Origin of the sequence: Anabaena sp. CA = ATCC 33047 (assembly GCF_963870205.1) — a bacterium.
In the GTDB taxonomy this organism is placed as follows: domain Bacteria; phylum Cyanobacteriota; class Cyanobacteriia; order Cyanobacteriales; family Nostocaceae; genus Trichormus.
Map to the genome: position 1 here is coordinate 257,744 of NZ_CAWMSA010000056.1, position 24,360 is coordinate 282,103.

Annotated in this window: 22 protein-coding genes; 13 read left to right on the forward strand and 9 right to left on the reverse strand. The window is 40.0% G+C overall.

The features are described 5' to 3' along the window. Positions 1-175: 175 nt before the first annotated feature. Positions 176-1,504: a TIGR03985 family CRISPR-associated protein gene (locus AACS98_RS17705; protein WP_066382210.1), complete on the reverse strand. Its 1,329-nt coding sequence runs from the start codon at positions 1,502-1,504 to the stop codon at positions 176-178. A 211-nt stretch (positions 1,505-1,715) separates the two neighbouring features. On the opposite strand from AACS98_RS17705, the gene AACS98_RS17710 reads away from it, so the two are divergent. The 10 genes from AACS98_RS17710 to AACS98_RS17755 all read left to right on the forward strand — a co-directional run bounded on the left by AACS98_RS17710 (position 1,716) and on the right by AACS98_RS17755 (position 11,581). After that, positions 1,716-2,021 carry a CRISPR-associated protein Csx3 gene (locus AACS98_RS17710; protein ID WP_066382212.1) on the forward strand — a complete coding sequence of 102 codons (306 nt, stop codon included), beginning with the start codon at positions 1,716-1,718 and terminating at the stop codon, positions 2,019-2,021. 52 nt (positions 2,022-2,073) lie between these two features. Further along, positions 2,074-3,009 (forward strand): CRISPR-associated protein Csx3, encoded by a 936-nt coding sequence (locus AACS98_RS17715; protein ID WP_066382214.1) that lies wholly within the window; start codon positions 2,074-2,076, stop codon positions 3,007-3,009. 7 nt (positions 3,010-3,016) lie between these two features. Further along, entirely contained in the window at positions 3,017-5,317 is a 2,301-nt protein-coding gene (cas10, locus tag AACS98_RS17720) for a type III-A CRISPR-associated protein Cas10/Csm1 (protein ID WP_066382216.1), read from the forward strand. Between the two features lie 4 nt (positions 5,318-5,321). Continuing rightward, positions 5,322-5,801, forward strand: a complete 480-nt coding sequence (csm2, locus tag AACS98_RS17725; RefSeq protein WP_197480220.1) for a type III-A CRISPR-associated protein Csm2 — start codon at positions 5,322-5,324, stop codon at positions 5,799-5,801. A gap of 2 nt (positions 5,802-5,803) precedes the next feature. After that, the gene (gene csm3, locus AACS98_RS17730) at positions 5,804-6,784 is read left to right on the forward strand and encodes a type III-A CRISPR-associated RAMP protein Csm3 (protein ID WP_066382218.1); all 981 of its coding nucleotides are present in this window, start codon (positions 5,804-5,806) and stop codon (positions 6,782-6,784) included. Beyond that, the gene (csm4, locus tag AACS98_RS17735) at positions 6,781-7,839 is read left to right on the forward strand and encodes a type III-A CRISPR-associated RAMP protein Csm4 (RefSeq protein WP_066382220.1); all 1,059 of its coding nucleotides are present in this window, start codon (positions 6,781-6,783) and stop codon (positions 7,837-7,839) included. The genes csm3 and csm4 overlap by 4 nt, the downstream gene beginning before the upstream one ends. A 4-nt stretch (positions 7,840-7,843) precedes the next feature. Then, a complete protein-coding gene (gene csm5, locus AACS98_RS17740; RefSeq protein ID WP_066382223.1) occupies positions 7,844-9,133 on the forward strand; it encodes a type III-A CRISPR-associated RAMP protein Csm5 in 1,290 nt (429 codons plus the stop codon). Continuing rightward, complete coding sequence (gene cas6, locus AACS98_RS17745) at positions 9,133-9,906, forward strand: CRISPR system precrRNA processing endoribonuclease RAMP protein Cas6 (protein ID WP_066382225.1); 774 nt, start codon at positions 9,133-9,135, stop codon at positions 9,904-9,906. The genes csm5 and cas6 overlap by 1 nt, the downstream gene beginning before the upstream one ends. Further along, positions 9,903-11,132 carry a TIGR02221 family CRISPR-associated protein gene (csx2, locus tag AACS98_RS17750; protein ID WP_066382227.1) on the forward strand — a complete coding sequence of 410 codons (1,230 nt, stop codon included), beginning with the start codon at positions 9,903-9,905 and terminating at the stop codon, positions 11,130-11,132. Before cas6 ends, csx2 begins: the two co-directional genes overlap by 4 nt. A 170-nt stretch (positions 11,133-11,302) precedes the next feature. Continuing rightward, a complete protein-coding gene (locus AACS98_RS17755; protein WP_066382229.1) occupies positions 11,303-11,581 on the forward strand; it encodes an HNH endonuclease in 279 nt (92 codons plus the stop codon). A 16-nt stretch (positions 11,582-11,597) separates the two neighbouring features. Here AACS98_RS17755 and AACS98_RS17760 read toward each other — a convergent pair whose 3' ends face one another. The 7 genes from AACS98_RS17760 to AACS98_RS17790 form a co-directional block, all read right to left on the reverse strand. After that, positions 11,598-11,963, reverse strand: coding sequence for a phytanoyl-CoA dioxygenase family protein (locus tag AACS98_RS17760; protein ID WP_232317171.1), 366 nt, complete (start codon positions 11,961-11,963; stop codon positions 11,598-11,600). 446 nt (positions 11,964-12,409) lie between these two features. Then, a complete protein-coding gene (locus tag AACS98_RS17765; RefSeq protein ID WP_232317172.1) occupies positions 12,410-12,790 on the reverse strand; it encodes a hypothetical protein in 381 nt (126 codons plus the stop codon). A gap of 651 nt (positions 12,791-13,441) precedes the next feature. Further along, complete coding sequence (argJ, locus tag AACS98_RS17770; RefSeq protein WP_066382233.1) at positions 13,442-14,683, reverse strand: bifunctional ornithine acetyltransferase/N-acetylglutamate synthase; 1,242 nt, start codon at positions 14,681-14,683, stop codon at positions 13,442-13,444. Positions 14,684-15,268: 585 nt separating this feature from the next. Continuing rightward, the gene (gene gatB, locus AACS98_RS17775) at positions 15,269-16,744 is read right to left on the reverse strand and encodes an Asp-tRNA(Asn)/Glu-tRNA(Gln) amidotransferase subunit GatB (protein WP_066382235.1); all 1,476 of its coding nucleotides are present in this window, start codon (positions 16,742-16,744) and stop codon (positions 15,269-15,271) included. 217 nt (positions 16,745-16,961) lie between these two features. After that, complete coding sequence (locus AACS98_RS17780; RefSeq protein ID WP_066382237.1) at positions 16,962-17,645, reverse strand: DevA family ABC transporter ATP-binding protein; 684 nt, start codon at positions 17,643-17,645, stop codon at positions 16,962-16,964. A gap of 10 nt (positions 17,646-17,655) precedes the next feature. Then, complete coding sequence (devC, locus tag AACS98_RS17785) at positions 17,656-18,819, reverse strand: ABC transporter permease DevC (RefSeq protein ID WP_066382239.1); 1,164 nt, start codon at positions 18,817-18,819, stop codon at positions 17,656-17,658. Positions 18,820-18,890: 71 nt separating this feature from the next. Continuing rightward, positions 18,891-20,126 carry an ABC exporter membrane fusion protein gene (locus AACS98_RS17790; RefSeq protein WP_066382241.1) on the reverse strand — a complete coding sequence of 412 codons (1,236 nt, stop codon included), beginning with the start codon at positions 20,124-20,126 and terminating at the stop codon, positions 18,891-18,893. A gap of 125 nt (positions 20,127-20,251) precedes the next feature. Between AACS98_RS17790 and AACS98_RS17795 the strand changes: the two genes are divergently transcribed. The 3 genes from AACS98_RS17795 (at position 20,252) to AACS98_RS17805 (ending at position 22,756) form a co-directional block, all read left to right on the forward strand. Then, positions 20,252-20,797 carry a PadR family transcriptional regulator gene (locus AACS98_RS17795; protein WP_066382244.1) on the forward strand — a complete coding sequence of 182 codons (546 nt, stop codon included), beginning with the start codon at positions 20,252-20,254 and terminating at the stop codon, positions 20,795-20,797. A 921-nt stretch (positions 20,798-21,718) separates the two neighbouring features. Further along, complete coding sequence (locus AACS98_RS17800; protein WP_197480117.1) at positions 21,719-22,162, forward strand: hypothetical protein; 444 nt, start codon at positions 21,719-21,721, stop codon at positions 22,160-22,162. Positions 22,163-22,237: 75 nt separating this feature from the next. Further along, complete coding sequence (locus AACS98_RS17805) at positions 22,238-22,756, forward strand: HPP family protein (RefSeq protein WP_066382246.1); 519 nt, start codon at positions 22,238-22,240, stop codon at positions 22,754-22,756. 120 nt (positions 22,757-22,876) lie between these two features. Here the strand turns inward: AACS98_RS17805 and AACS98_RS17810 are convergent, their stop codons facing one another. Further along, complete coding sequence (locus AACS98_RS17810; RefSeq protein ID WP_066382247.1) at positions 22,877-23,953, reverse strand: glycosyltransferase family 4 protein; 1,077 nt, start codon at positions 23,951-23,953, stop codon at positions 22,877-22,879. Positions 23,954-24,360 lie beyond the last annotated feature (407 nt).

A 24,360-nucleotide genomic window follows, 5' to 3' on the forward strand; every position in this document is an offset into this window, starting at 1 on the left:
AAGTATTGAAAATTTTCTAGAAATAATATAGATAAAAGTCTATAAATGAACAGATTTTCAACATCTGACGCACCCTACTAATGTGCCAGTTGCGTAAGTAGAGACGTTGCATGCAACGTCTCTACACTATGGTCTAATTAGCGGAAAACTGCTGTAAGAATCAAGCGCATTTTCATCAACAAACGGTATAAAGCTGACATTCTCTAGCGACATCAGCCGCTATAGTTTGGCGCAGATCCCAAGGAAGAAGAACTTCTACTATAGGCCGCCAAGCGCGTAGACGCATCATCACATTGTGATCACCATGTCGATATTGCACCCGGTAATAAGCATCCTCTGGGGAACGATGGGCGAGAATTTTTAGTAATGCGGCTTGTTCGGGGTTGGCTGTAGACTTTTGGATCAGGGTTTTGACTTGTGGGTAGGCGATCGCCTTAAATGTGTCATGGCGAAATGTACGGTCGATGTAGCGGTCGTGATAATCTCGGTCAAAGCGTAACACCATCAACCGAGGTTTTAAATAGAAATCAAAACCCCAAGCTTGAGACATTTGTATTTCAATCTCATCTGAGGTGGGTAAGTTGTGTTGATGGTAGCGTTGTTGCAGATGCTTGGGAATGGCTGGATGTGTCCAGTCAATCGGGGTAATATCTTTTATCCTGTCTAGACGGAAATTATACCAGTCTGTTTTGTGGTCAGGACTTTCCCCAAAAGCGCAGAGATAAACCGCACGTTGCACATAATAAATACACACTGGATACACTACACAGTTAAATGTGCTTCCCAATCTGGCACTGCTGTATGTGATTTTAATCGGTGGTACTGGTGTTTTTTCCCACAGCTTTTGTAGTTGATATTGCAAGTTGTCTACTTCATCTATAGCCGTGACTACATAATCGAGTTTGAAGAAAAACCGCCGCACCCCGCAGATTTCTTGAGATAGATTTTGAGCGATCGCCACCAAATCCTCTTGATTGAGAAAGTGTAATTCATTACTATGCAGCTTAGTGGTGATCGGACGAGTAGGGAATTGCTGAACACGGTAATATTTCTGCTGGTGTTTCTCCAGCCAACCCAACTCTGTGAGAATATCTAAATCAGCTTGCAGAGTGCGACGAGTCACACCAAACAATCGTTGTTGGAGTAGCTGATCTAAATTGGGGATGGGGGTATGTGTGGAAAGCGATCGCCTCCATTGGGATTGTTCTAGTCCGGTTTTACTATCAAACAACCAATCGGCGATAGTTTTAGCACAGGGACATTGGCGATGATGCAGTTCAGGAATTGCTTCCCCCTTGGGGTGAGAGGAAAGAAAAAAAGCATTACGCCAGTCTGCAAAACTGAAAGCATCATCTAATAATAAACGGTCTTGAGCATCACCATATAAACAACGCAACCATACCCACAAACGTACTGCACGAGGTAAGTTCTGTTTCAGAGAACCCCGCGCTAACCATTGCAACAACTCTACTTGGGGAACATCAGCAAAAATTGATTCAGACACTTTTTTTAGGGACTGGGGATTGGGGATTGGGGATTGGGGACTGGGGATTGGGGACTGGGGATTGGGAAAGAATTTCTCCCTTATCTCCCTTGTCTCCCTCATCCCCCTCATCCCCCTCATCCCCTCATCCCCGTAACTTCTAGCATACAACAATTTGGAAGCGGGTTCTTCCAGCCCCGTGTATGATGTATCCATCACTGGAGAGAAAACAATGGCTACCTATAAAATTGAGTTAAAAGAAGGGATTTTACGTGTTGGTTTTGGCGAACCTGCCCAAAATGACCAAATTGTGCGGGATGCAGCAGCGCAACTGGAAGAAATGGCAAATTCCGGGGAATTAGCAGGGGGGCCGTTACTGAAGATTAACGGGCCGATATCTATACCTGTGGCGTTTGTGTTGGCGCATAAACTTGCACATATTTACGGTGCTGTAGCTTTTTATGATCCAAAAATAGGTAAATATGTGACTTGCATCACACACAATCCCGCATATAAACTAGGAGACCTTATTGATTAAAACCCATCAAATAAGCAGCTAGAGGAGTTGTTTTGAGAGCAAACTTGCAATCATGAGTACCTATGAAATTAAGTTACAGGGTGATATCCTGAAAGTAGGATTTGGCAGTACCCTAGCGACAGGCGATCGCATCGTCCGGGATGTAGCGGCAAAGTTAGATGAGATGATTACCCAAGGTGAGTTACCGGGTGGTTCTCTGATCAAAATTAATGGCAGAGTTTCAGTATTAGTTAGTCAGGTATTAGGGGATAAATTAGGGAAATTGTATGATGCGATCGCCCTATTAGATCCGAAGATAGGCAAACCAGGGATAGATAGATATGTAGTCACCATTAGCAGACATCCCAACTATCAAGTCGGGGATATATTGGATGTGGTGCGAGAGTCCAACTCTGAAGCCAACCTGAAAGTTGTATTATGTGGCTTTGCGAATACTGGAAAGACTTGTTTTCGCGATGGATTAAAACAAGCACTATTGCAGATTTCCAATGCGCCGGAATCATACTTTATGTCCGGTTGTCCTGATGGGGATGGTTCGTGGTACAGCGAAACCGCCCGACGTGATCCTGATTTAGCAGCACAGTTAAAAGCACAATACAAAGCTAGATTTACCGCAGAGTTCGCCAAACTGAAAGCGCAAGAAGTCAGAGGTATCAATACACCGATATTTGTCTTTGATATTGGCGGAAGAATATCAGACGAGAACCGCTTGATTATGGCGGAAGCTAGCCACACGGTGATTTTAGTTAAAGATGAGGCGGAGATTGCACCTTGGAGAAAGTTGTGTAAGTCGCTGAATTTGCAAGTTATCGCGATAATTTTCAGTGACTTTCTGGGGAATGAGGATGTTATTGAGTCGGAATCGCCGATTTTACGCGGTAGGGTGCATAGATTACAGCGAGGTGAGGATGTTTCCCAGCGTTTGACGGTGCAAGCTTTAGCGCGGTTGTTGGTGGGGTTGAGTATTAGTGAAGTTTTAGGGAGATGAAAGTTTTATGGTGACAAGTTCTCAAGACGTTGCATTACAGGTGATTCAACAGGCGATCGCAGCGTTAGCTAAATGGGCTAATTTTGCTCATCCTCCTCTCAATGAGGAGTATTCAGAGGTTGAAAGGGCAAAGGAAATATTAGGCTGGAACGAAAATACAAGTGTTGGATTATTGCGTCTGCTATTTGACAGTGTAAATTTATCTGATGAACCAAATAAAGAACCATCAAACACTCATTACCATGCACTAGCAGCTATTGAAAATCAAGATGAAAGCTATTCGACAATACCTTACCCATTGGACGATAAACCTGAAGAAGCACAGGTGTCTTTCAAAGCTGAAATTAATCAGAAAATTTCCGACTATCTCAAAGATAACTGGCAAAACCTTTCTTTATTGATGCTGATCTTAGAAAAATTTGGTTCCTGTCTTAGCTTTGGTGCAGTTGATGTAGCTTTGGTAGACATGGCAAGAATTACAGCAGCGATCGCCACAACTTTAATTAATAATCCTGCCGAAAAAATTAGCTTAATTGCTGGCGATTTATCTGGAATTCAAAAATTTATTTATACTATTTCTTCTGATGGGGCTTTAAAATCTCTCAGAGCCAGGAGTTTTTATTTAGAGTTAGTTACAGAAGAAGTAGTACAGCAATTACTATCAAGATTAAAAATTCCTCGTACTAACGTGATTTATGCTGGTGGTGGTAACTTATATATTTTGGCATCGGCAAGTGAAGACAATACCAACGTTGTTCAACAAGTACGACAACAATTTAATAAATGGCTTTTGGAAGAATTTCAAGGTAAAGTCTTTCTAGCTTTGGATTGTTTAAACTTGCCAATTACAGAAATTGCCAGTGCTGAATTTGCTAGTCATTGGTCAAATGCAACCAAAAATCTAGCTGTACATAAATCTCAGAAATTTGCAGACCAAATTAGCAATTTTATTAACCCACGTCATAGTCATGAACCTTGTCGCGTTTGTCACCGTGACGATGTAGAACCAGAAAAATTAAAACCTCTTAACAAAAATCAGCCAGATTCAGTTTTGGCTTGTGGAACTTGTCGCAGTATGTTCGATTTAGGAAGTGATTTATTTGGAGTGAAAGCAATTGTCCGCTCAACTCGTGAAAATGTAGGAAGTAAATTACCTACACTGTCATTTAAACTTCCTGCGAGTGATGACTCTCCTGCTGTCAATATTTATTATCATTGCTTCAAAACTTGGAAACCAATAGTTCCAGAGTCAGACATGGTTCTATTAGTCAATGATTGGATATTAGACCATTATCAATTCAAGCATTTTAAAAATGTTTCTCCCTTGTTATTAGGTAACTATGGTAAGGGAAATGAAACCGGGAAAAATCATGCAGAAGAAGTACAAGGCTTTATGCGTGCTGAAGAAATGGCTGCCAAAGCTCAAGGTATTGATAGAGTTGGTTATTTAAGAATGGATGTAGACCGACTCGGACAAATATTTGCTAAAGGCTTAGGTGAACAGCAAACTTTACCAAGATTGGCTGGACTTTCACGGCAAATGAGTTATTTTTTTAAAGTTTATCTCAACAGTTTGGCACAAAAAAGACTAGCAAATCTTCCTGAAAATATTCAGCAAGTATCACTAAAAGATGAAAAATATAATATACTATTTATATATGCAGGGGGTGATGATTTATTTGTGAGCGGGGCATGGAACGAAATTGTAAATTTTGCCTTTGATGTTTACCAATCTTTTCGCACCTACACTGGGAGTAATCCACATATTACATTATCAGGTGGAGTCAGCATTGAAGATATCAAATTTCCACTTTACCTAGCGGCGAAATCATCAGGTGATGCTGAAGATGCTGCTAAGGGAAATGGTAGAGATAGTTTAGGCTTATTTGGTCAAGTTTTTAAATGGGATGAATGGCTAGGACATCCTCAAAAGACTAAGTTTGATGAGATAAATGAAAGATATGCTAATCAAGAAGTTAGACCAAACCTCTTAGGTGTATTACCGTTTGTTAAAAAATTAGAACAACAGAATATCAGATTAGATTATTCTCGTAGTTTTGTGCGAAACTTGCTGATAACTGCACAGATACAAGAGCAGGTTTTAGAAAAGTTTAAAGATAATCAAGAATCTAAGGAGGCTGTAGATACTCGCTATTATTTGCATCTACCAAAGATTGCTTATACTCTAGCGAGATTACCCAAAGATGTATTAGATGACAGTGATTTTCGGACTTCTCTGAAAAGTCCTTATAACGCGCCTTATTTTCGGGCGATCGCTACTTGGATTGAACTTTTAAATCGTTCATAAATATATGCCAGAACCAATTAAAGCAAAACTAACTTCTCCACCAACCAACTCAAGACAATTAACTACTCAAACAAATATGAGTAATACACAAAATATTGTTGAGGAAATTGTTAAAACTATTAATAGTTTGACAAATGGACTAAAAACATATCCTATCCGAAATCTAGTTAAGCACGCTGAACAATTTGGCCCTTATCTCAAACAGCAAAGGTTAGAAACTAACCAAGTTCGTAAATTCTTAGATGCTGTGAATCGTTTGAAAGCTGACTTAGCTGAAACAGGTGAATTTGCCAAAATTGAAACAGAAGTAGTTCTACTGAAACCAAAATTGGCATACGCCGCAGCTAGACAAAAACCCGCCAAACCATTAAGTGAAGTGATGTCAGTCGCTATTGATAAAGTTCACAGCAAAGAAGATTTTGAGCGTCTAGTTCAATTAATTGAATCAATTATTGCTTATCACAAAGCTGAAGGTGGAAAATAATCATGCCAGTATCATACGCACAAAAACCCTTGCTCGGTAAATTAACACTTACCAGTCATATCTCCGCCGAAACAGGATTACATATTGGTGGTGGTGGCGAAAATTTAGATATCGGTGGACTAGATAAACCTATAATTCGTGATCCTCTAACCAAGTATCCTTATTTACCGGGTTCATCAATAAAAGGAAAACTACGTTCTATTTTAGAAAGGTTATTAAATAAACCTCTAAACCGCACTGGAGGTAGTGGCACTTGGCGTTATGAAAGCGATGATTTAGCAGATGGGTTTACTGAAGTAGAAAATGGACATTTTGTTACTTACGAAGGTGCTAGAACCTGCCAAATTAGTCGCCTGTTTGGTTCTACTGGCGGGTCGAAATTTTGGCTACCAATTGAAACTGCTAGAGATGAAGGATTATATGAAGAAAATAGAAATAATCCTACTCTTACAATACAAAATCAAAATTGTATTAGAATCAATCGTGGACGCAACGCACCGGCTCGCTTAATTATCCGTGATAGTCATTTAGTACCAGAATCAGCAGAAAAAGTAAAACAAGTTGACACTGGTTTATACATGACTGAGTGGAAATTTGAAAATGGTATTGACCGAGTAACAGCAGCCGCAAACCCCAGACAATTAGAACGTGTCCCAGCCGGGTCAAAATTCCAGTTTGAATTGGTGTACACCGTAGAAGATGCTAACCAAGCCATAGAAGACTTACAAAACATTGCCATAGCACTCGCCATACTTGAAGATGACGCACTCGGCGGACATGGTTCAAGAGGTTACGGCAAAATTAGATTCCAACATTTCAATTTTTCCTATCGCAGCTTGGCACAATACCGCCAAATTACAAATCCCTCTGGAACATCTGACATACAACCATTTCAACCCATCGCTGATACGCAAGCACTTTTAAATAACTTCGGAAGTTTACGGGATTACATACAAAGATTATTGCCAGGAAATGAATCATGAGTGTTTGGAAATTAGTAAAACTCAACTTTGGTCGAAGTCCGGCGCACTTCGGCGAAGTAGGAATTGGGATGGAAGAAACCAGCGATCGCGTGCGTTCCGATGCTTTGTTTAGTGCCTGGGTGAGTATTTATGCACGGTTGTTCGGTAAAGATGCAGTGGAGGAGTTGTTACAGCAATTTCCCTCTCAAGACAAACCGGAACTCATACCCCCATTCCGTATCAGTTCTACATTCATCTACCGAGAAGTAGGCGATCGCACAATTTATTACCTTCCTCGTCCCCTCAAATTTCCCACTAAATACCCTGATGATGATTTAGCGTTTTTCAAAACCTACAAAAAACTTAACTACTTACCCTTAGAACTATGGCAGAGATGGTATCAAGGAGAAGGAGTTAAAGACAGCGACATTCAAGAATTAATTGATGAAACCAAAAATAAATCTCATGGAGAACTCCGACAATTAGGAACTTTTGACTACAAACAGGCATTTCACACTGATAAAGTGCCAAAAATTGCAGTAGACAGAGTTACCAGAGCCACCAACCTTTATCATACTGGCTTTGTACAATTTGCTTGGGATAAAAACCCAGCAGGTTTATACTTTCTCCTGCAACTATCTTCAGAAGGTGAACAATTAGCAGATAAATTACACGCTGCATTAAACCTGTTAGGAGAAGAAGGAATTGGGGGAGAACGTTCTAGTGGTGCTGGCAGATTTGACGTTACTTGGAGTGAATTACCAACAAATTGGCAGCAGCTAGTTGACTTTAGCGATGGTAAATATCACAGCATCTTAAGTTTATTTTGGGATTCTTCCATAACAGAAGATTTCTTAAAAAACGCTAGCTATGAAATACAAGAACGGGGAGGTTGGATAGTTGACAATCAAGTAAGGCGCAAAATGGTGCGAATGTTTAGCGAAGGGTCTGTATTTCTGACACCAAAACCACCAGCAGGAAAGCTAGTAGATGTCACACCAAAGGAATTCAGAAAACATCGCATTTACCGTAGTGGTATCAGCTTAAGTCTACCAATTAAAGTCAAGGAAAAATAAAAATATGGTGGTTTCGCTTTCCTCACCTCTGCAAAAGCCTGACTTCTATCAATCAAAAAGAATACTGTTGACCAGTCCCATTTTACATATTGGCTCATCTGTATCTCAATTGAATCCTTTTGAGTATGTGCAGACAGATAAAAAAGTTTACCTACCCAATCAAGAAGCATTAGCCAAGGGTTTGTTGTCAAAAGGCGGAAGCTTTTTTAACAACTACATTCAAGCTATTGAAGAACGTCAAGACATCACCAGACTTTTAAAACAAGCCTTTGGTAATGAATGGTGGAACGCTAAAGATAGCAATGATAATCTAATTTTTCCCAAAGAAGCCATCAGCCAAAAGCTAACAGCAGATAAAATTACAGATTTACGTCCCATGATTCGCAATGGTATGGGACAATTATTCATCCCTGGTTCTTCAATTAAAGGCGCAATTAGAACAGCCATAGCCTATCATTTACTCAAACACGCTGACCGCTATCAAGTACCATCCTCTAAACGGGTGAGTGCAATTGAACAAACCTTAAGAGAAAAACTAGGACAATTCAACCCATATCAACAGAAATTCTTAGATGATGAGCTATTTATGAATAGCTTGTTTTCAGAATTTAAACTCACCTATCAAGATAGAAATTTTGCAGCTAGAGGGCCAAACGCTGACTTTTTAAGAGCAATCAAAGTCACAGATTCTCAGCCATTAATAGAAGATAAAATTACCAACAAAAAAGGGCAAAAAATACCAATAAACCTTGCTGTTGTAGCTGAAGTGATAATTTCTAGTAGATTTCCTGATTACTTAGCTAAGTATAAAGCATCTATCTATGCTGAAATGGTGCGTAATGTCCAGACGGAATTCACCTTGACATTAGATACAGAAATGCTCTCTTGGTTTAAACATCACAAAGGAATGAAGTTACCGTTTAACAACCTGGATGAACTATTAGAAATATGTCAAGAATTCACTCAAGAACAATGGGATTATGAACATGATTACTGGCAAGACATCGAAAATAATCCTAGAGCAGCAGGAAAAAACTTAGATTTTAATTATATTCGAGAATTTTACGAAAACGAAAAATGTCCTTATAGCTTAAGATTGGGTTGGGGTAGTGGAATGAATGGAACAACTATAGATTTGTTATTTACCGATGAATTACGTGAAAAAATACGTGATAATTGCGGTTTAAAAGCACCCGGTTTTGAAGCACCAAAATCTAGACGCACTGTGATGAATTCCAACGGTGAAATTAAGTTTGTACCAGGATGGGTTAAATTTAAGACTTTATCAAACTAATGCTAATTCGTTCTACTTGGACTCTCAGCGTATCCGAATCAACAGTTTTACCTCGTTCCTACAGTTTGGAACTGGTGAAGCAACTACACCAACAGCTAGGCTTAGAAATGGGAGGTAACATTCCTTCTCTTTCTTACTCAGGAATTATTGGCTCATACTCTAAATCAAAAGATTTTTTGAGTTTTCATCCAGAGGAATTTTATCAATTATCACTCTCTGGATTACAAGATGTTGCAGCCAAAGCAATTTCTAATTTTGATTTTGGCGATTGTTTAGAATTATTCGGTGCTAAGTTTAACGTCATCAACCGCGAAGATGAAATTAGCAGTTACGAAGAACTATATACAACCTTAGTAGGGAATGAGCCAGAACCAGCCAGAAGCTTTGACTTGCAATTTATCACACCTACAACTTTTGCTCAAGGTGGAACAAATTTACCTCTACCAGTACCCAATTTAATGTTTCGCAGTTGGTTAGAACGCTGGAATAACTTTGCTCCTGTGTATTTAGGAAGTGACGAATTAATAGCTTATCTTAGCAATGCAGTCCCGCTTAAACATCACAAAATTCAAACCCGAAGTTGGCAATTACATAAAGGTTTTGTGAATGGTTTTGTTGGTGATGTGAGTTTACAAGTTTTCCACCGTGCTGATCCCTTACTTGCGAATGTGGCAAATTTATTAGTGCAATATGCTCAGTTTGCTGGTACGGGGATGAAAACACGTTTAGGGATGGGTCAGACAATAATTAGTACATTGAGGAGAGAACCATGAGAAGAATAATTACATTTCTAGGACTTCAAGCAAAGACAACTACATATAGTTTTGAAGGTGAAAAGTACGATGGGGCTGTATTTGCAGAGGCTTTACACAGATTTTTTCAATATGATTCTATGCTAGTTTGTGTCACAAGTGAAGCGAAAAAAAAGACTTTTCCCATTTTAGAAAAATTAGAAGATGAGCGCATACAAGCAGTTGAGATACCAAATGGTGAAACTACTGAAGAAATGTGGGAAACTTTTAAAATCATTACTGAGAAAGTCAATGAAAATGATCATGTAATATTTGACATTACGCATGGTTTACGTTCTTTACCATTTTTGGTATTTTTATTTGCGGCTTACCTGAAAGCAGCCAAAAACGTTACAATTGAGGCTATTTATTATGGAGCTTGGGAATTAGGAATTTCTAATAATGGCATAGCACCAGTAATTAACTTATCAGAATTTGTAGGTATGCTTGATTGGATTACAGCAACCGATCAATTTATTCAAACAGGTGATGCACAACGACTTGCGAAATTACTTAATCCAGATGGCAAAGCTAGTAATATAACTAAGAAAGCTGCAACAACACTTTATGAGGTTTCGCTTGCTACACTCCTTTGCCAACCATTACAGTTAGCAAACAAAGCCCAAAGTCTGGAAGCTGACTTGTTAAAAGCACAGGAACAATTACAGTTGACAGCACCGCCATTTGAAATGCTTCGGCAGCGTATTACTGACACCTTTAGTAATTTTATAGGTGACTTCCAGCAAAATACTAAAAAAGCATTAGAGGCGCAGCTTCGTTTGATTATGTGGTATCACAGTAATAATCGTTTAATTGAGGCAATGAGTTTAGCTCGTGAATGGCTAATAAATGCAGTAACTTACCGTCTCGGTTTACCGTTTACTCTGAAAATTAGTACACGTGAAAAGCTAATTGCCAGAGCTATATCTGGTGTTGAAATGGTTAGTCGTGATGATCTTACTGTTGAAGAGCTAAATGAGTACGGCAGAATAATACATGATACATGGACTGAAAAGGATACCCTGATTCAGTTATGGAATGCTCTCCAGCCTGTACGAAATGGATTGGATCATGCTGGACATCAAGATGGAGCAATGTCCGTTAGTAAAATTGTTAAGACAGCTAATGATAAAATTAAACCACTTCTTTTTCATCTTGCAAAAACTTGGGAACTTGAGGAACTTGAATATTCTTCTGTGAGTAAATGATCAGTTATAAGAAAGGCTGACGCACGTCAAGAAATGTGGGGTAATTTTCCCAATTATCATGAAAGTAAGGTGGGCAATACGAAAAATTCACTCAAAACTTTAGATTTACGTTGTGGAAATTGCCCACCCTACGATGATTAAGAATGGTATAAGATATCAAATAACTAACTATGCAATGTGAACTGTGTGAAAGAGAGATGGCAGATTTAACAGTCCATCACTTAGTTCCACGCCAAAACACTAAACGCAAAAAACAAGACCCAGGCCCAACGGTTGATATTTGTTCGGCTTGTCATCGCCAAATTCATGCTTTATTTGATAACAAGCAACTCGCTAAAGAATTCAACACCCTAGACAAGCTCAAACAACAACCGCAAATGCAGAAATTCTTGGCTTGGGTAAGAAAACAAGACCCTGATAAACGTATCTCTGTCCATCGTCCTACATAGCTAAAGAATTGCACTATTAAGGGTAAACTCCCGGTTTTTTGAGGATTTGCCGTTGGGATGGGGTGAGGTTGGGGTAATCATCAAGATGATATGCGTTCCTCGCCCATGCTGATGGATGCGGGGAATATTTGTAAAATAAAGTGCGGCGATCGCTCACTCCCCGCCAAGGCAAAGTACCATGAGTTAAGGCTTCCGTAAATATAATCGCGCTACCTGCTTTCACGGTCACAGCCTGAACACAACCACAAGCAAATTCTAAATTACGCCATTCCTCTGGTAAAGGCAAATTACTCTTGTGACTACCAGGAATACAAGCAAATCCACCCTCACCAGGATGTACATCATTCAACTCGTAGGCGACAGCAGTTAAGCCATTATACATATTACCATTTGTGAAGTACCCCAACTAAGCTGACGCTATAGTTGCGGCTTCGCGTCTCATTCGCCATTGCCTCCTTGTACAAGTACAGATTGGTCTTACACAGCGTTTCTGGTATTGCTACCTTTATCTTCTCAAGGAAGAACCCGCGCCGCCATCCCACTTCCTGGGACAGTTTGATTGCTTTTCGTCTTACTCGCCTTGGATTTACGACAATGGTCAACCAGCTAGGTTTTCAGATTCCCCGATCTACCGATTTATCTGCGGCAAGGTTCGTACACCTACTTTGAAGTTAGCCTGTCTGTTCAATACGGTCGGGTGGGTTGTCAACCATCTGTATTCTACCGTAGATTTGACGACTTCTCATACATCTTTGACAGTCTTTCCTACGGAAAAATTGCTCAAAGATGCTATCGTCGTCGTCCGACTTATATCCCCACCTAAAATTCTTATAGGTGGGGACTTACGCCGATTTTGTTAAATAAATAATACTGGCAAGGATCAAAAGGTGTGCCACCGCCATGTAATTGCGAACCGATAGGGCCAAGACCTTGACGGATAATATGCACATAATCATGGTCTAAACGAAACTCCTCTCCTAATAACTGTTTTAAATAAGGAGTAATTCGGGGATTATCAATCAATGCTTGGAAAGGTTCACCCCAAGGTAGCAAACCATCGAAGCGCAAACATGATACTTCTGGCTGATTTTGGAGAGCAATTTGTTGCTCTAAAACTGCTTGCAAAGCTTGAATATGCTCGCTGCTTAAGGCATTCTCAATAATCAAGAATCCTTGTAAGTCAAACAAATAGCGTTCAATGTCTGTCATGGTACTCATTGCCAACATTTATTAATCATTATGTGGCTGTCAAACCTTTTGGGGTTATCTTCAGTAATTCAACATCAATTTTTATACTAAATAAATACATTGTTCACTATAGCACTGCGTTTGGTTGGTCACAATTAATAGTGATTTGTGGCGATCACGTGGAAGTTAATAAACTGTCACTTACTCAATAGGTTTTTTTTATCTCAAAAAAGATATACTTAATTAGTGCAAGGAGTGATACCGCTTCGCCTAATGTTTGTTACCAGGGAATCTGACACACCTCTTACTAATCAGGTATTACAGATGATCAATGTACAATCAAATAGGTGAATTGGTATAATAATACTCATAAAGCGATTGGCATTTTATTTACTAATCGCTTTTTTTGTGGCAAGAGACATTTAATCACACTGATTATATTTAACTAAAACTCTTTAGGTAATTAAATATACTAATTTTCACAAGGCATTGAGCAACCTAAGATAAATTATCGATCTTGTGCGGTGGGTATCCTGCCCGCCCGGAATATGGGAAGGATGGGAACACTGTAGAGACGTTGCATGCAACGCCTCTAAATTTGTAGGGGAGAGGTTTCTAGTAACCTGTGAGGCTTTTTAAACATTCTTAAACAGTCCCAATCCCCAGTCACCACTAAGTAGTATACTCAGCGTTAATCTTCACGTAGTCATAACTTAAGTCACAACCCCAAGCTTTACCACTACCATGACCATTACCGACGTTAACGGCAATTAAGACTGTATCCTCTTTGAGATAAGCACCACCGGCGGCTTGTTTCAAATATGCACTAGCGGCGGCGCGATCAAAAGGTTGGGGTTGACCGTTGTCTAACAGGAGGAAATCCCCTAGTTTAATCTGTAGGTTGTCTTGTTCAAACAGTATACCTGCACGGCCGGCGGCGGCGGCGATACGTCCCCAGTTGGGATCTCTACCAAAGATTGCAGATTTAACTAAGGATGAGCCAGCAATGGTTTTAGCGATTTGTCGGGCGGCGAGTTCGTCAGGCGCGCCTGTGACTTGCACTTCTATCAGACAGGTTGCACCTTCACCATCACGAGCGATCGCTTTGGCTAAATGCTGGCATACTGCTGTTAACATGGCCTCTAATTTTTCGGCTTCTGCACCCATCTCGGTAATTGCCGGGGTGCGAGATTCACCATTGGCTAGGGCGATCAAGCTATCATTGGTACTTGTATCACCATCCACTGTGATCGAATTAAAGCTTCTATCTGCGGCTCTAGTTAACATTTCTTGCCATAGATGAGGTGTGACAGCTGCATCACAAGTCACAAATGCTAGCATGGTTGCCATGTTGGGATGAATCATCCCCGAACCTTTGGCAATGCCACCTATGCGGACTGGGCGATCGCCTATAGTAGTTTCTAGGGCTATAGATTTCGTTACTAAGTCAGTGGTGATAATTGCCCCGGCTGCTGTATCTGAACCTGTGGGAGAAAGCGCGCCTACCAAGGTGGGAATACCACTCCGCAGTGCATCCATTTTAATCCGTTGACCAATTACCCCAGTAGATGCCAACAGAATTGCATCGGCAGAAATCTTTAACTCTTTGGCTAATAACTCAGCACTTTCTTGGGCATCTTGTACGCCTTGGCTACCTGTAGCGGCGTTGGCTTGTCCAGCATTGCAGAGAATAGCACGAGCTGCGTGTTTGGCTTGCAAGCGTTGACGACAATAGTCTACACAGGCGGCTCTCACTTGACTGGTGGTAAATACACCAGCTGCGATCGCCTCTACATCTGATACTATCAAAGCTAAATCGGGTAATCCCGAAGGTTTCAACCCTGCGGTAATACCAGCCGCCTGATACCCTTTGGGAGCAGTCACCCCTCCACTAATTTCCTGCCAGTCTGCCATGTTTCTTCCCTTTACACTAATTAGCAGCTTGACTCGCGATTATACCAATTCCTCTCAAAATTCAAAATTCAAAATTCAAAATTCAAAAGATTGTTGACTGAGAAAGAATTTCTTCCTCATCCCCCTCATCCCCCTCATCCCCCTCTGCTCCCTTGTATGCAAAAAAGGAGAGCCACTTGGGCAGCTCTCCAGATCATCAGGGTGCATCTACTTAGCACAGTATAGCATTTTTGCTATGAGGTGTGACACCCTTTATTTATATATTTGTATAAATATTTTTCAGATTTTTCACTTAGGATACTGAACCGAGAATCAACACCTTGACATTTTACATTTCGCCTTGATACCGAGTCGCTCTCAAAAATAGCTGGGCGTGGAATGTGGGGGTTTAGCGATGCTAAACCCCCAAAGTTTTGTAGTGGCGTGGCAAGCCTTAAATGTTGCATTAAAACTCTCTTGTGGGATTAAGCTCTCTAGCCCGTCCGGTGCAGGCTAGAGAGCTTACACCACAAGAACTAGATTTTTGCACTACTTTAGCCTTGCCACCCTAGTAGGGTGCTTCAGGTCAAGTGTTGTTAACTGAAATTAACCATTCAGTTTCTTTTCGACCAATTCGTTGGTGAGTTTGGGGTCTGCACGTTTGTTGGTCTTTTTCAGCACTTGACCGACAAAGAAACCTTTGAGGTTGGTGTTACCGTTGCGATATTTTTCTAGTTCTTTGGGGTTAGCGGCGATGACTTCCTCAACGATGGGTTCCAGCACACTGGAGTCACTGATGAGTTCTTGACCTGCAAAGGCTTTTTCTGGTGATAACCCGGTCAATAACTCTGGTAACTTTTGTTTAGCTTGGGCATTACTGATTTTACCGCTTTCGATGCGGGTAATCACATCAGCCAGGTTAGCAGGAGTTAAACCAATTTCAGTAATGCTGAGTTTTTGCTTGTTGAGGTAAGCAGCGATATCTTGAGTAATCCAGTTAGCTGCTGCTTTGGGACTAGCACCAGCTGCGATCGCAGCTTCAAAATATTCCGCTACAGACACCTCTTCTGTCAAGACTCGCGTATCATAAGCCGAAAGTCCTAGTTCGCTTTCGTAACGATGGCGTTTTTGTGCGGGTAGTTCTGGTAGTTGACTACGCCATTCATTCAGTTGTGTGTCTGAAACTTCAATCGGTGCTAAATCTGGTTCTGGGAAATAGCGATAATCACTAGAACCTTCTTTAGTCCGCATACTAATTGTCCGTTGTGCGCCTTCTTCCCAGAGTCGCGTCTCTTGGATGATGCGTTCACCCGCTTCAATAGCAGCTATTTGGCGTTCAATTTCATATTCTATCGCCCGTTGAATGGCGTTGAAGGAGTTCATATTTTTAATTTCTACCTTCGTGCCGAATTCTTTTTGTCCTATGGGACGCACGGAGATGTTAACATCACAACGTAGAGAACCTTCTTGCATATTGCCATCACTCACACCGAGATAGCGCAAAATCCGGCGGAGTTCTTGAGCGTATTCTGCTGCTTCTTGTCCTGAACGAATATCAGGTTCAGAAACGATTTCTACTAATGGCACACCGGCGCGATTGTAGTCTACCAGAGAATAGGTAGAACCAGCCAGGCGATCGCTTCCGGCGTGGACAAGTTTACCCGCGTCTTCTTCCATGTGCAGACGTGTAATCCCGATGCGTTTGCGGGTAGGATTGCCATCTGCGTCTACCAACTCAACTTCTAACCAACCATGTTCAGCAATTGGCAGGTCATATTGAGAAATTTGGTAATTTTTCGGTAAATCTGGATAAAAATACTGTTTACGGTCAAATTTGCTATATTTAGCGATTTGGCAATTCAGAGCCAAACCAGCTTTAACAGCATATTCTAAAACTTTTTGGTTGAGTACAGGTAAAACCCCAGGCAAACCCATACATACTGGGTCAATGTTAGTATTAGGGTCAGCACCAAACGCTGTAGAGCTATTCGAGAAAATTTTGGTATTGGTACTGAGTTGACAGTGGGTTTCTAGACCAATAATCGCTTCATACTCAGTTTTTACGGCTGTGGCTGTGGTCATATCACCATTTTGACGATTTTTCTGTAGGTTTCTATTTTAGCTTTTTCGCGTCTTCCCTACTCTATACAATCATCACCCTAGATTTAACGTATTAAATATTACTTCATTCCAAGAATACCAGGAAATCGGGGAATATGTAGAGACGTTGCATGCAACGTCTCTACATTTGATTTTGCTGATTAATTGCATACAAATTCCCTACATTTGATTTTGCTGATTACTGACTCACTAAACATCCGTCTTCCATTTTTACAATTCTATCGGCAATATCTAAAATGCGGTGATCGTGAGTGACTAGCAAAATTGTACAGCCTTGTTCTTTGGCTAATTTCTGCATTAAGTTTACTACATCTCTGCCCGATTTACTATCTAAAGCTGCTGTGGGTTCATCGGCTAAGACTAATTTAGGATGATGCACTAAAGCACGAGCGATCGCTACTCTTTGTTTTTGTCCACCTGAGAGGTCATCAGGATAATAATTCAATCTTTCTCCTAACCCTACTGTGGTTAACATTTCCACTGCTTTGGCTTGCGCTTCTCTAGTAGAAATATTATCATTCATCTCAAACGGCATCTGCACATTTTGCTTGGCTGTAAGAAAACTTAATAAATTATGCGCTTGAAATATATAACCAATATTTCGTCTCACTTCCACCATCTGATTTTTACTAGCACCACAGAGTTCTTTACCTAATATTTTTAGGCTACCTGATTGTACAGACCGTAAACTACCAATGAGTGTGAGTAACGTCGTCTTTCCTGAACCAGAAGGGCCAGTCATGATGATAATTTCCCCTGGTTGGATATCTAGATTAATATCAAAAAGGATTTGCTTTTTTAGCGAACCTTCGCCATAATAATGATTGAGTTGGGAAATAGCGATCGCAGGTGTTTCTAGCATAAGTTTATCCCTAAAAAATATCCGCCGGGTCAGCCGCCTGTAACTTACGCATGGCGATAGTTGCGGAAATTGAACACATCAAAGTCGTCAGCATAAATATGAAAATTGCCCTATCCATAGTCATCATGATAGGTAGCAATGTTGCTTGTCGGGTTATCATATAAAGAGCTTGAGAAATCGCAATACCAGGAATAAAACCAATGGCAGCTAAAATCAAAGCCTCTTGAAACACAATGATGAGTAAATAGCGATTTTTAAAGCCCATAGCTTTGAGTGTGGCATATTCTGGTAAGTGGTCAGAAACATCACTATACAAAATTTGATAAACAATCACCGCACCAACCATAAAACCAATCACTGCACCCAAAGTAAACGTAAATCCTACAGGTGTGCTAGTATTCCAAAAGTTTTTTTCTTGAGTCACCAACTGTTGTTTAGAGAGAACTTTCACATCATTAGGTAAATTGGCTTTTAAATTAGCAATTACCCAATTGACATCTGCGCCAGGTTCTAATTTGATCACTCCAAAATCGATTAAACCTTGCTGTCTTCTATTATTACCAAATAATCGCAAAAAATTTACATCGCTGGTAATGACATTACCATTGATTCCGAAGGATGTTCCTAACCGAAATAAACCCACAACATTAATTTTTCGGTTGTTTAATTCGGTAGTGACTTGATTGTTAGCGGTAAACTCATCAACAATCTTCCCAAATTCTTTACGAGAACCACGGTCAAACAAAACTGTATCTGGTTCTCTGAGGTATGTTAAATTCTCCGCTACACCCGGTAAGTTAACTACTTTTTCCTCTGGATTAAACCCAATAGCATAAATGTTCCAAGTTTCTTGATTATCAGGATTTTTCCAGGGAATAAAATCTAAATATATCGGATGAACTGATTTTACACCTGTAAAACCTAAAGCCTGATATAATCTGCGTTGCGAAAATGGATCAAGAGAAATTAAAGCTTTATAGCGAGAACTCACTAAGACAATCTCACCTTCGAGACTATTATGTAGTTGTACCGCGCTATCAAACAAAGCCTCACGGATACCCAATTGCAAAAACATTAGCACATCTGCAAAGGCAATACCAGCGATCGCTACCAACATCCGGGCTTTTTCCCGCGACAATTGCAACCATGCAACAGGAATTTTGCGTTTAAACATAGTTATTAGTTATTAGTTATTAGTCATTAGTCATTAGTCATTCTCCCTCATCACCATTTCCCCAGGATTCTTTAATTTTGAATTTTGAATTTTGAATTTTGAATTGATTTCTCCCCACTAATCGCTACTTTCACCTTAGAATTAGTTAACCCCGCTACTCGCTGGCTTGATTCTGGATTTAGGCGGATTTTTACTTCTACTACTCTCGAATCAATATCAGCAGCCGGGTCTGTGTTAAGTACGTCTTTTTTACCAATTAATAAGCCAATTTGCTCAACTTGTCCGGTGAGTTCTCCCGGTAAATTCATTTGGGTGATAGTTGCACTTTGACCAATTTTGACGCGATTGATATCAAGTTCATACACCTCTGCAACTACATACATTTGCTGAGTCTGCCCAATTTCTACAATTCCTTTATCGCTGACTACTTCCCCACCCCAAGTATGAATTTTTAAAATTTGACCAGCTTTCGGTGCTTTCACATCAGCTAAATCTAAGTTTGCTTCGGCTTCTTGGACGGCGGCTTTAGCGTTTTCTACTTCTGCTTGTGCGGCTTGCACATCGGTAGGACGTACCTCTGCAATCTTTTCTAAAGTCGCTTTTGCTTGTCTGAGTCTTTCTCTTAAAGTTTCTGATGTTTGATAGCGGTTAGCAATGGCTTCTCTTAAACTCTCTTGCGCTGTTTCTAATATCAATTTTTTACTATCTCGCATGGATGCAGAAACAGCCCCGGTTTCTTGCAGATATTGATAACGCTGATATTCCAGTTCAGCATTTCTCACTTCGGCTTCTAAGCGTTTGACTGTCGCCACCCTCGCCGCTACTTGTTGACGTAGTTCCGCTTCTAATTCCGATATGATCGCTTGTTGGGCGGCAATTTCTCCGTCTTTAGCCCCGGCTTTTACCTGTGCTAATTGGGATTGAGCAACTTTAACCTGTTGTTTGGCTCTATTTAAAGCCGCTAGCCGAGTATCGCGATTATCTAGGATAGCAATGATTTGTCCTTTGTTGACGCGATCGCCCTGTTTTACTAAAAGTTCTCCTACCCGGTTACTACCAGCACTCTGTGACACCGATACCTGTATAACTTCTCCTTGGGGTTCTATCCGTCCTAAAGCTGTCACAGCTTGGATGACAGGACGATTATCCATCACCACGGGAGTAGTTTTTTCAGCCGAATTTCGCACACTAGATAAAAAATATAACGAACTTGCACCACTGGCTACAGCTAACACCACAGCACCCACCATCAGATATCTATTGGGATGCTGAAAATTTCTCACCCCGTCTGAATGAAGATTTTGCATAAAGTTACCGCCTATTGGCAGCTAAATTTACTGTACACAACTTTAGTTTATAAAGTTGTTTTATTCAACTTGTTGTATACAAACTCTAGTGTACACTGTAGAAAATATCTGTCAAGTAGTTGGTTATGGGTTTATCGCAAGCAATTTTGACCTGTTTAATTGATGCTCCCCACAGTGGGTATGATCTGTCTAAGGTGTTTAGTGAAAGCGTGGGTTATTTTTGGCAAGCTTCCCAGCAGCAGATTTATAGAGAACTAGGTAAACTAGAGTCTGCGGGTTTGATAGTTTCCGAGATTATTCCCCGTGAAGGTCGTCTAGACAAAAAGATTTACTCAATTACAGAACAGGGAAAACAGCATCTAATCGAGTGGATGCACAAACCTAGTGAACCTGACGTAATTCGAGAAGACATATTAGTGAAAATTTTTTCTGGCGGTTTAGTACCAGTTAGTGTGCTGATAGAAGACGTAGAACGTTACCGGAGAATACATCTAGCCAAATTATCGACATATAGAGAAATCGAGAAAGAAAAATGTCCCCCCTCGAAAGTCTTAAATAAGGAAGAAAAACTCAGAAATTTAGTTTTAAAAGCAGGTATGCGCTATGAACAAGAATGGATTTCTTGGTGTGATGAAGCACTGGAATTATTAAAAAATCTACCACCAGATTGAAGTATGATGTTATTCCAGGTTTCATTAAGTAATTTGAGTTTTGGGGATAAATAAAACCCCAGAAATTAAACTTTCCAGGGTTATCCTCGTGAACCACCATTTTATTTTTATCTAAATAATGGTTGAATAATTAAAACCATATAGACATAATTTCTGGAATTATATCTTCATTAATAGTTATTTAAATAACTACATTCATTAAACAAAATAGCTGTCAGTCGGCTAAAAATCGTGTTTTTAACAGAGAATTTACTTAAATTAAAAGTATATTTTAAACATTAGTTTTCAGACATATCTAATTGACTTATGTCTAAAAAGAGAATCTCATGTACTTGATTTCTTTGAAAGATTCCACAACAATAAAGTCAGCCTCTAGCAATATAGTAGGCCATCTTGGTAATAACCTAACCTTATCCAATGTCCGTAGTCCGCCCATGCGGACTTTATTTATTTTTGACTAAATGGTGAATACATGAGATATCAGGTTTCTACAGTTAATAATCAAGCACACAACCATCAATAAAAAGTATTAGGTATTATGTCCGAAAATTTAATTGCCTTAGCTTGATTTAATTAATTAATTCTGGAAAAATAAAAAAGCTATCTGACATAACTATTGCTTACTAAGGTAGCTATTGGCCCTTATAGATTGTCCGCTTCGGCGGACTTTTTTAATAGGATGATTTTAGTTTGATTGCTAATAAAATATTCAATTAATCTTAGCTTTGTTTGGGATGAATATAAGTGCAGCTTGATAATTCAGTCCAGTAAATCAAGCTTGTAGGCTCTAAATAGAGAGCATAAGGTCAAAAATCCTGGTTTAGAGTGAATAATTACCGAATTTACCCAGTAGCGAAATTCCAGAAGGCTGCTATATTCTAATTGGATACGTAACAGCGCAGTCTGATGGGAGAAAATTCTGTGAGTAATATAAACAAAAAGAGATTAGACGCGATTTTCGCAATTGCTACTTATGCCGTTGGTAGCGGGGCTGCTTCAGCTGTACCCACACCAGGGGCAGAAATTCCCAAACAGGTAATTCTAACAGCTTCTGATATTTTAATGTATGTAAGTATTTGGAAAACTTATTTTCAAGATGATGTATCTAGTCAGGGAATTGTAAAAATGTTGACACAACTGGGTTTAGTTACAGTGGGTGTGACAGGAACAGCTTATGTAGCAGGTAAAGCAACTACAGCAATATTAAAGGAAATTAATAATTGGACAGGGCCATTAGGATGGGGTGTTACAGCTGTAATCGCAGGTTCTTTCACTGGTTTATTCGGTGTGATGTGGGCATTATATTGTGATTATCTTTATTCTCAAAAAATCAAGAGTCAAGAGTCAAGAGTCATTAGTTATTAGTTATTAGTCATTAGTTATTAGTCATTAGTCATTAGTTGTTCTCCCCTGCTTCCCCTGCTTCCCCAGTCCCCAGTTATGAGTAAACAACGCTCCAGTTTACAACCTATACAGGGTGCAAATCGGCGAATTAGACGCAGATTAGATATTAAAGGAGAAATCGCGCTAGTTGCAGCACCAACTGTAATTGTGTTGATAGTTCTATCATTGATAGAAGCACTGAGTCAGCAACGATTATTATTTGCTTCTCTGGCTTCCAGCGCATTTTTGATTTATCTTGATCCTTATCACGGTACAAACACAGTCCGTACCCTGGTGATCGCGCAAATGATGGCTGCAACTATTGGATTTATCATTTATTTGTTGCTGGGTAATGGCTATCTTTCTGGGGGACTGGCTATGGTAATTGCGATCGCTCTCATGATTACATTAGACGCAATGCACCCCCCAGCCGTTTCCACCTCCCTGAGTTTTGCCTTAAAAGCTGGTAATATTAATAACCTACTTTTATTTGCTTTGGCTGTGGGAATAACTGTAATTTTGGTGGGATTAGAGCGTTATACTCTCTGGGTAATCGCACGCTACAGTCGGCACTGAAGGAGTCATTATTGCGATTACAGGATGGCGATGCACTCCTAAAAATTCGCTCAAACCCTGATTTTTACGTTGTGTACTGTGCATCGCCCTAGGTTTATTGAGAATGGTGCAAGATATCAGCTATATCGCGTAACTTACTGTACTGCGGAGATGTCCATTATAAGCAAATTTCTCTTGTAGAATTTGCTGATACACTGCTTCATAACCATCAGTCATTGCTTGCAGACTAAAACGGTTCTGCACATACTCCCGGCAGGTATAACGGTTTAACTCTGCAACTTTAGCGATCGCACTCACGCATTCTTCAATGTTATTGCATAAGAAACCGGTTTTACCGTCGGCAATCACTTCTGTAGTTGAACCCAATTTCATCGCAATCACTGGTGTACCTGATGCCATTGACTCCACCATCACTAAACCGAATGGTTCGCGCCAAGTAATCGGAAACAAAGTTGCCACTGCACCACCCATGAGTGCATTTTTCTGAGTATGATTTGCTTCCCCTAAATACTCTATTTGCTTACCATCAATTAAAGGTTTAATTTCTTTTTCGTAATATTCCACATCAACAACATCTACTTTACCGGCTATTTTTAACCGCCAACCCGCTTTTTTCGCGATTTCTATGGCTAAATGTGTGCCTTTTTCTGGAGATATCCGACCTAAAAATACTAAATATGGCGGTTCATCAGGCTGAGGATAAAACTTATAGCTACTCACATCAATGCCATTGTAAACTGTTGCCAGATAATTCAACTCTAATCTTTGTTCTCTTTGTGCATCAGAAATACTCACAAACGGCTGATTTTTAGCATACTGAAACATTTTTTCGTTATCAGAGGTAAAAATTCCGTGTAGGGTGTGAACTGTCGCATTTGTCACCAATTTTGCATAAGGTAATGACGCACAGCCCATGTGTGAGTGGATGATATCAAACTCGTCGGCACGTTCATATACTGTAGCTAGTTGTAGCATTTCGTAAATACTACATTCTTTAACGCTAGAATCAAGCCTTAAGGCGCGGGGATGAACTGATACTAACTTCGCTAAACTGAGAGAGTCTCCCGACGCAAACAGTGTTACCTCATGTCCACGTCGAACTAACTCATCGGTTAGTAACCCCACCACTAACTCTATACCGCCATAAGCTGGCGGTGGTACTCTCTCCCATAATGGGGCTACTTGAGCAATTCGCATCACAAACCTCCTCTAAACTCAGCTTGAATTAGGTGTGTTTGTTTATGGTTTCAAGAGTGCTTGTCGGTTATTTATTTAGCACTAGAAACTAGCTTTTAACACCAATTTTAAAGTTAAATACACCCAAATTTTATGCTAACAATTCTTGTTTAATGGTCTATCCTAGTAGGGATTTCACCCTATTCCTCAGAAAAGATTTTTGCCTGATAATTTAGAGTTTATTTACATCCAAATAGTAATTAAAGCAGATTATTAGATGGCGTTAAATGTCAAAAATATGTTGATTTTTACCAAATTCTCGGTTTTGACATCCCCGACAAGAGACTTTATTCATGAGACTTGTGTAAGTCTTCATAGTTTATGTACATTCAAATAGCAATTAAAGCTTGTTTACGGCTGTATTAAAC